This is a genomic window from Microcoleus sp. T2B6 (assembly GCF_036700475.1).
Classification (GTDB): domain Bacteria; phylum Cyanobacteriota; class Cyanobacteriia; order Cyanobacteriales; family Microcoleaceae; genus Microcoleus.
The window spans coordinates 1-7,637 of sequence record NZ_JAUBOZ010000182.1 but is presented as its reverse complement, the minus strand read 5'-3'; the positions used below and the strand labels follow the sequence as shown (position 1 = coordinate 7,637).

The window sequence follows — 7,637 nt, the reverse complement described above, 5'->3', positions numbered from 1 at the left end:
GCTTGAAGCCTCCCATGTCTATAAATGACTATACTTTTGCCAGCTATTTGACGAGCCATACAATTAAATTGAGAGGGAAAAAACGATCGCACTTAATCTACAAAGTTTACCGCAATTGGTGACAATCAGCAACGTTTACAGGAGCATGACTCTCTGACACAATCGGGAGCATGGGAAGAGCAGGAAAAGCCCTCAAAAAAATATTAGAGGCATACGATATCAGTCAATATCAATTGGCGGCCAAGATGGAAATCGATCGCTCAAACGTTAGCCGTTGGGTGAGCGAAGAACGAGACCCATCTGCTGAGGCGGTATTTGCGATTAAGCAAGCATTGCAGACATTCAATCGGGAGGCGGCTGATGAATTCGTCAGGTTGTACCTGGGAAATGGCGAGGAAAACGGTTAACTTCTGAGCTATGGAGATTGTCGCACCCGATCGCCCTTGCTGCATTTAAGGCCGATCGCCCATATTATTACTCTTCGAGTTTTTCCTCCAAATCATCTAAATACAAACGAATAAAATCCCCTGCTGCATCGGGATTAATTTGCTGTAATCCCTTGCGAATCTCTAGAACCGCTTCAGATGCCGGATCTCTATTCTCGTTAACCCAACGGTTAATGCTCGATCGTCCAATGCCCATAGTCGCTGCCAATTGATTTTGGCTGATGCCATAGGTTTCTAAAACCTGCTTCAGCGCCTTTCCTGCCTTACTCATGGCTTCTATGTTCTCAGAAGCTCGCAGCTAAGTAAAGATTGTGGACATTATTACTCTTCGAGTTTTTCCTCCAAATCATCTAAATACAAACGAATGAACTCCCCTGCGGCATCGGGGTTAATTTGCCATAGTGCTTTCCGAATGTCCAACACTGCCTCTGCTACGGGATCTCTACTTTCATTGACCCAACGATGAATGTTGGAACGTGCTACGCCCATTGTCACAGCCAAGCGATTTTGACTGATGTTATAAGTTTCCAGCACCTGCTTGAGTGCTTTGCCTGCTTTTGCCATGCCTCAGATTGTCTCAGAGGGCGATCTCTTCGTAAATGTTGCTTCTAGGCAACATTGAGGATAGAATGATAATGTTGCTTATAGGCAACATTATCGTTCACTGCGAACACAAAAAACGCTTATGTCGAAAAACTTCCTTGCCAATCCCCCAGCAACCGATAGTGCTACAGCGACAGTACCTGTAGCAGAGCCTCCGCCACCCGATCGAGAACCCGTCAAAATCCTGCTGATAGGTTCTCCCAAAGCGGTGAGGAGCATCATTCGCATCCTTTACTGTTTGGGTTTTGCCTCTGTCAGCGAGTGGAGCCCGCTGCAACCTGCCCAAAAGCCCGGTGAAGTTATGAGCATTCTCATGCGTTACCTGCGGCTGTAGGGGTGATATAACATTCTTTGCGGGCGTGAATTACCGCCAACAGCTTCTACAGTCAATTCAGACTTTAAGAGGTGTTGGCGTTAGAATGAGACCGCGATCGCTCGTTGTTCACTATGTCTTTCGGGCGATCGTCATTGAATTTGCAATAATTTATTGAAACCGAGAAAGATTATATGTGGGTAGAGATAACAGGACTAAATCAAGTTCCCGAATCGGGTGTCTTGAAGGTAAAAGTTGACGAAACTTCAGTGATTTTGAATCGTCAAGGCATGAATGTCACTTGTTACCGCAATGCTTGCACTCATTTAGAATATCCGATCGACATGGGTAAGGTAAGCAGCGGTATCATTACCTGTCCGTTTCATAAGTATCAGTACAAATTAGATACTGGTAAATGTTTGAATGCACCCAGCGATGCCCTGGAATCTTATCCGGTAAAGATTGAGGGCGATCGCGTTTTTGTAGAAATAGATTAGTTATGCGTTATTAGCTAAGTCCGACAGGGGTTTCAACCCCTGTCTCATAGCTCAAGTCGTCTCAAGACGACTGTAGATTAACATTTGATATCAAGTCCGGCTTAAATACCCCCTCACTCTCTTAGTCTGCGGAGGCAGACTTTGTTTGACAAGGAGCGGTTTCAACCGCCGAACCATCTTTCAACCTACCATTTTCGCGCGCCGCTGACGGAGAAAAATCACCAAAAGCCCGATCGCACCTACCGTCAACAGTAGCCATTCTTCCGGTTCAGGAACCCCTGAAACATTCAGAGGATTATTCGGCTTACTCAACTCCTCCTTACCGGATTCTACCTCTCTGTCAAATCGATCGCTCTTAGCTTCTGCAGCTTTTAGTTGCTCCCTTTGCGCGTCATTAACTAACACAATCATCGAAGAATAAGGAGTCACCACTTTGAAATTTTTAGCTACTGCGTGCATCGCATCCAGTTGCGTTAATTGACTGGAACTTTTCTGCTTGCTAAGTGCAGTTATCAACTGCCGCGCCGCTATCGGTTTAAAGCCTTCATTTCCGGCATTTTTGGACTCTACAACTGCCGCCGATTTGGCGATTTTTTTCGACTGCGGGGTTTTGGCATAACTCCAAGCATAGCCGTCAACAACGCTAACTGTAGATTCGCCCGAAGCTGCTGTTGTTGCTACTCGCTGCATCGCCTCTTTCATATCTGTAGCCACTCCACCACCGCTATCTTGAATAGCCTTTAAAGTTGCGTCGTCGTAGCCGGGGGGCAAACCTCCCAAATGCACTGTCCATAGGGGTGAAGAGATGGAAAGTTTAAGTTTGCGATCGTCCGACAATTCGTAACTGTGGCGATCGCTCACCAAAAATACAGTATCGTAACTTTTATCGCCCCGCAACTGTGCAAACTGTTGCAGCATATCTTTGAGCTGGATTGTACCGTAAAATGTCACCTTTGCCGCATCGAAATTGCGTACATCTTCCACCAACTTAGGTGGCATTCCTGCAGCGCTAGCGACATACAAATCAACAGCGTTTTTGCCTGCTGCATTAGCTTTCAACCATTCAAAAGTCTCTTTTACTTCCTTACTTGCCACCGCCATGCTGCGGGAAGTATCGAGAATAACTGCAAATTTCTTGCCTTGGGGTAACGAGTAATTTGCATCAGCCAGCGGCTTAGCAGAAATGATATTTCCTCCCGGTAGAATCGCCTGCTGCGCGGTTAGCGGTTGCTGTGCGACTGCGGGCAAAAAGGGGGGCAGCCAAGTTTCTCTGGCTTCTTTCCCGCTGTATTTTACCTCTTTCCCGGCGATCGTGCGGCGAGTATTTTGGTTCCAAAAAATGTTGCGTTTTTCAGCCAAAACAGGCATCGCCCAACCCTGGGGCTGGCGCATGACTTTGTAGGTAAGCCACAGGTGCATTTCCGTTGGCCCTTCAGTTGGGGTAAATTCTCGTTTAGCCGGGATTGGAAAAGCCCGCAAACGGTATTGTTTGGGGCCAATTTGTTCTAGCAAAGCCGGATCGACTCTTTCTACTACCTGTTGATTGTAGACTTGCTGGGCGGCACCTCTAGGCGATACCGTAAATACAAAACGTTTGTTTAAATCGCCAGTATCTCCCAGCCAAACTCCTGTAACTGCAGCGCTTTCCGGCAGGGAAAAGTAGTAGAATACTTCTTGCAAGTTCGGCGTTTGATTTTTGTAAACTTCGTAGAGTTGAACGTCTGCCCAATCGCCGTTTTCTTTGACTGTCACTTCTTGCGACTGCAGCCATACTTTTTCTTGATTGACATTCAGCAAACCGGCTTTTGCTTCTTCGCGATTTGATGTTGACTGCACCGCGTGTTTTACTGCTTCTGTCTCGCCTTTTTGCAGTTCCGTATCGAAGAATTCGCCGTAGAGTTTTTCCGCTTTTTCTACATCCGCACTAGAGCCTTGATACAAAAACGGCGACATTAAAAAATTATAGCTGTTCTGCAAGGTTTGAGCCGCTCCGTCAGGGAAAATCCAAATATTTTTGTATATCTCATAAATGTGGTTATTTTCTCCCACAGTGCTGAGGTAGCGGTAAGGGGACAAATAAGCGTTAACTAAGCCGGATCGAATCATATCAGACTTGGCTAATAAAGTTTGGCGAACCGTGTCATTTGCGGGGGGAGTCGCCAGCATTTTCATTACTGCAACTTGTGGCTGCTGCTGCAAAGCGGAGAAAATAGCCAGCCAAGCTGCTATGACTCCCAAACTTCCGATTAGCGCTTTATTTTTCCCGTATTGTGCAGCAAAACTCTGCCATATTTTCCGCCCGGAATGAATGTAGAGAAAGCCGTACAGCGAAGGCATGACAACGAACAAGCTACAGGTTAAACCAAACAATATAAACGATAGCGGTATCCAAATTAAAGCCGAGGCCCAGTCCCCGTATTTAAACATCTCCAGAAATGGTGAAACCCATGTAAACTTGAAAAATTGAATGACGACAAAGAAGAATCCATAAAGTGTATACAATGCCACAGGTACAGCGTAATAAATCAGCAAGGTTGCCGCCCAAATGCCAACTACTACCATTAAACTGTGACATCCTAATTGCAGCCACGCACTTCGCTTTTCTCCGATCAACCTGAAAAAACGAGGCTGTTTATTATGGGAATTCTGGGAATCGAAAATATTTTGAACATTTTCTCTTTTACCCAGATATCCGTACAGCATTTCCACTGAAAATGCTGCTATGCACAAAGCAATAGTAGCGATGATTTGAGAACTAGCTGGGGTGAGTTCTCGCAGCAGGAACAAGCGGAGCAAACACAGCAAAAATAGCGGTGCTTCTACGCCGTAAAACCAACGCATTAGCTGTAGGGGTTGCTTGCCAAAACGCCTAGCTCCTATTACTGTACATACAGTGGGTACTGCGATGGTAGCTGCCATCGTCAAAGAAAACTCTAGCGGGATGATGCCATCGATTGTCGCCTTAATTAATGGCCCTCCTATAATAGGCAAAATTCCCAAGTAAACAATCGATAAAAATGTCAAATTCCAGACCCAAAAAATTGTTTTAAAAATTCCATCAAATACCTGTTTGATTTTCATTTATTTCTCCTTGTAAGCTTTTTTTAACGGTAGTGTATACATTACTCGCCAACTCTTTTACTTCCTGATTTTCGGCTTGTAACGAACTGTCAAATAAAATGGAAACTAGCACCCAATTGTGATTTTTGTGGGTGAGGTCGCTGCCGATACGGGACATGAAGTTATCGGTAGTTTGCTGTGCAGATTGCAGCCAGTATGCTGCTGATAATTGGTTGTTTTTGAGAGACAGCCAGCGCGCTGTTACTGAAGGAGTTAGTTGTTTTTTTTCTATGCCATTGACGGGAATTCCGCTGGCTACAAAACACAACTCGGGGGCGTGATAAGTTTGCCAGGATGTGCTCGCTACTGTGAGCATGGAACCGCGCAAGTTGCCGGCGACAAATCTGATTTTTTGTGTTTGCGTGTCTGGATAGTTGCCAAAGAATTTTTGTTCGCTAGGATTGAGGGGAATCGACTCGGATTTAATGTATTCAGGTAATGTTAAAGGTGCGATCGCCATTTTTGACGTTTCTACATGAGACAGTTGAGCCATGACTGCCAAAACTGTGACTGCTGCAATTATTCCTAGTTTGGCTAAAGGGTGGTTTTCGAGTATTTCTGAGTTGGGTTTTCCAGAAATACCGCTGGTTTTTTCTGGCTGAAATTTCGGTACTCGTTGCAGCATTAACCACGTCACAAAACAAGCACATACTAAACCGACAATTCCCAGAGGAACGTGCATAATTTGTGCTATGTTTGGCTGTTGAAAAACTTCTGAAACCAGGACTAACACGGCAACCCGCGCAGTGTTAGCACACACCAACATTAAGAGATTAGCAGCGCCGACTGCTAGCCATCTTAAGCTCAATTTACGCGCTTCCAGCCAGGTAGCAGCTAGCAAAAATAGCGTTCCGACTAAGAGAGTTTTAATGCCACTACAAGGCACGTCAACGTGAGCGATGCCGTTTTCCAAAAGGATAATATCATAAGAAGAAATAGCCCCAACGTGCAGCATTGAGAGCAACTGTTCTACTACCTGAGCAGTCAGCACTCGCGCCGGCAAACCTAATGCGCTATTAAACTGACTGTTGAATGGTAAAATACAAGCCAGCAAGCCCGCAACTGGCAAGTTTTTTTGCCAAAAGTTCTGCTCTACCAATAAGCCGCACAGCCCGTAAGTTCCGAGGATAAATAGCAGGACAGTAAGTTGTTTGATATCAATTATGTACTGAAGGGCGATCGAGCAAATACCCGCACCCAACATCAATAGCAGCGGATCTCGCCTCAAAACGAAATGGGGCGAAAATCCGGGCGGGCGATCCGAGTTCCCAATCGATCGCACTACTAATGCTACAATCAGAAAGCCAATTACTATCTTGTACAGTGTGGGTATCTCAACAAACGAGGATAACAGCCACTTAACAGCCGAGATATTGGCCGAAAACCAAGCAAGCGCCAGCAAAAAAGGAGCCAGCCAAACCAAATAAACCGCAGGATGAGGAGTAACAGAATCTGGAATTGCAGAATCAGTGATATTGGTGCGCTGCATGATACCGCTTGACATTCACGTTGGTGACATCTTAGCTCAGCCAAATTGGTAATGTCCAGACCGATTATTTAAGTTTTGTCAAGCTTCGATTTTCTCTACAGAGAAGCTAGCGTTATAATAATTAATTTTATCGGAGGTAAAAATGAGCGAAAAAAGCCCAGGATACAAAATTGTTAGCGATAACCGACAAGCGCGCCATCTCTATGAAATTATAGAGACATACCAAGTGGGAATCGAGTTGAAGGGAACCGAAGTCAAATCTATTCGGGAAGGAAAAGCCAATTTGCGCGACGGATATGGTTTAGTTCGGAACGGGGAACTGTGGCTGATCAACGTTCACATTTCGCCTTGGAGAAGTGCTAGCAACTATTTTAATCACGAGCCCCGCCGCACACGTAAATTGCTGATGCACAAGCAGGAAATTCGCAAATTAATCGGCAAAGTGGAAGAAAAAGGGTTGACTTTAGTGCCGTTAAAAATGTATTTGAAAGGCGGCTGGGTAAAACTGGATATCGGTTTGGGTAAAGGGAAAAAACTGTACGACAAGCGTGAAGATTTGAAGAAACGCGAAGACAAGCGGGATATGGAAAGAGCGATGAAACAATTTTAGTCATGAGTCAGTAGTCATTAGTCATTAGTCATTAGTCATTAGTCATTAGTCAACAGTCAACAGTCATTAGTCATTAGTCAACAGTCATTAGTCATTAGTCATCAATTCCCCAGTCAACAGTCAACAGTCATTAGTCATTAGTCATTAGTCATTAGTCATCAAACATCTCCGAAAAATCAACTAAAATCTTTGCTACTTGAAGGTTGAAAGTTAATTTATGGAGATGTTTATTACTCAGGAGTCATGAGTGATTAATGATTGGTAATTGGTGATTAGTGATTGATTATTTTAAATCTAGTTCGGTTAATTACCCATCATAAAATTGTTTGATATCCCCCGTTGAGAATTTTGAGGGCTTTCGTGGTCACTACAAACATAATTAGAGTTATAGCGCTTCTCAAGCGTGGTGAGGTATGGGGGCGAGTCCTATGCCTATGCCCAATGCCCAATGCGCTATGCCCTATGCCCAAGAACACCTCATGTTACTGAGAAATGCTATATCTTATCTCCTCATAGCTGGTAAAAGTATAGTCATTTATAGACATGGGAGGCTTCAAGT

The 7,637-nt window shown here is 44.6% G+C and carries 8 protein-coding genes; 4 read left to right on the top strand and 4 right to left on the bottom strand.

Annotated elements, in window-relative coordinates:
* Positions 1-170 precede the first annotated feature (170 nt).
* On the top strand, positions 171-407 hold the full coding sequence (locus tag QUA00_RS35585) for a helix-turn-helix domain-containing protein (RefSeq protein WP_015175931.1): 237 nt from the start codon (positions 171-173) through the stop codon (positions 405-407).
* Positions 408-474: 67 nt separating this feature from the next.
* Here the strand turns inward: QUA00_RS35585 and QUA00_RS35580 are convergent, their stop codons facing one another.
* Complete coding sequence (locus tag QUA00_RS35580; protein ID WP_015175929.1) at positions 475-717, bottom strand: helix-turn-helix domain-containing protein; 243 nt, start codon at positions 715-717, stop codon at positions 475-477.
* A 50-nt stretch (positions 718-767) separates the two neighbouring features.
* A complete protein-coding gene (locus tag QUA00_RS35575) occupies positions 768-1,010 on the bottom strand; it encodes a helix-turn-helix transcriptional regulator (protein WP_333144653.1) in 243 nt (80 codons plus the stop codon).
* A gap of 121 nt (positions 1,011-1,131) precedes the next feature.
* On the opposite strand from QUA00_RS35575, the gene QUA00_RS35570 reads away from it, so the two are divergent.
* Together QUA00_RS35570 and QUA00_RS35565 are read left to right on the top strand one after the other, a co-directional pair.
* Positions 1,132-1,383 carry a peptide ABC transporter substrate-binding protein gene (locus QUA00_RS35570; protein WP_333413244.1) on the top strand — a complete coding sequence of 84 codons (252 nt, stop codon included), beginning with the start codon at positions 1,132-1,134 and terminating at the stop codon, positions 1,381-1,383.
* 173 nt (positions 1,384-1,556) lie between these two features.
* Positions 1,557-1,859, top strand: a complete 303-nt coding sequence (locus QUA00_RS35565; protein ID WP_333413242.1) for a Rieske (2Fe-2S) protein — start codon at positions 1,557-1,559, stop codon at positions 1,857-1,859.
* 180 nt (positions 1,860-2,039) lie between these two features.
* Here the strand turns inward: QUA00_RS35565 and QUA00_RS35560 are convergent, their stop codons facing one another.
* Both QUA00_RS35560 and xrtO read right to left on the bottom strand, forming a co-directional pair.
* Complete coding sequence (locus QUA00_RS35560) at positions 2,040-4,940, bottom strand: TIGR02921 family PEP-CTERM protein (RefSeq protein WP_333413240.1); 2,901 nt, start codon at positions 4,938-4,940, stop codon at positions 2,040-2,042.
* Positions 4,918-6,483 (bottom strand): exosortase O, encoded by a 1,566-nt coding sequence (xrtO, locus tag QUA00_RS35555; protein WP_333413238.1) that lies wholly within the window; start codon positions 6,481-6,483, stop codon positions 4,918-4,920. Before xrtO ends, QUA00_RS35560 begins: the two co-directional genes overlap by 23 nt.
* A 127-nt stretch (positions 6,484-6,610) precedes the next feature.
* Here xrtO and smpB point away from each other — a divergent pair, with 127 nt between their 5' ends.
* Complete coding sequence (smpB, locus tag QUA00_RS35550; RefSeq protein ID WP_006631384.1) at positions 6,611-7,078, top strand: SsrA-binding protein SmpB; 468 nt, start codon at positions 6,611-6,613, stop codon at positions 7,076-7,078.
* Positions 7,079-7,637: the final 559 nt, after the last annotated feature.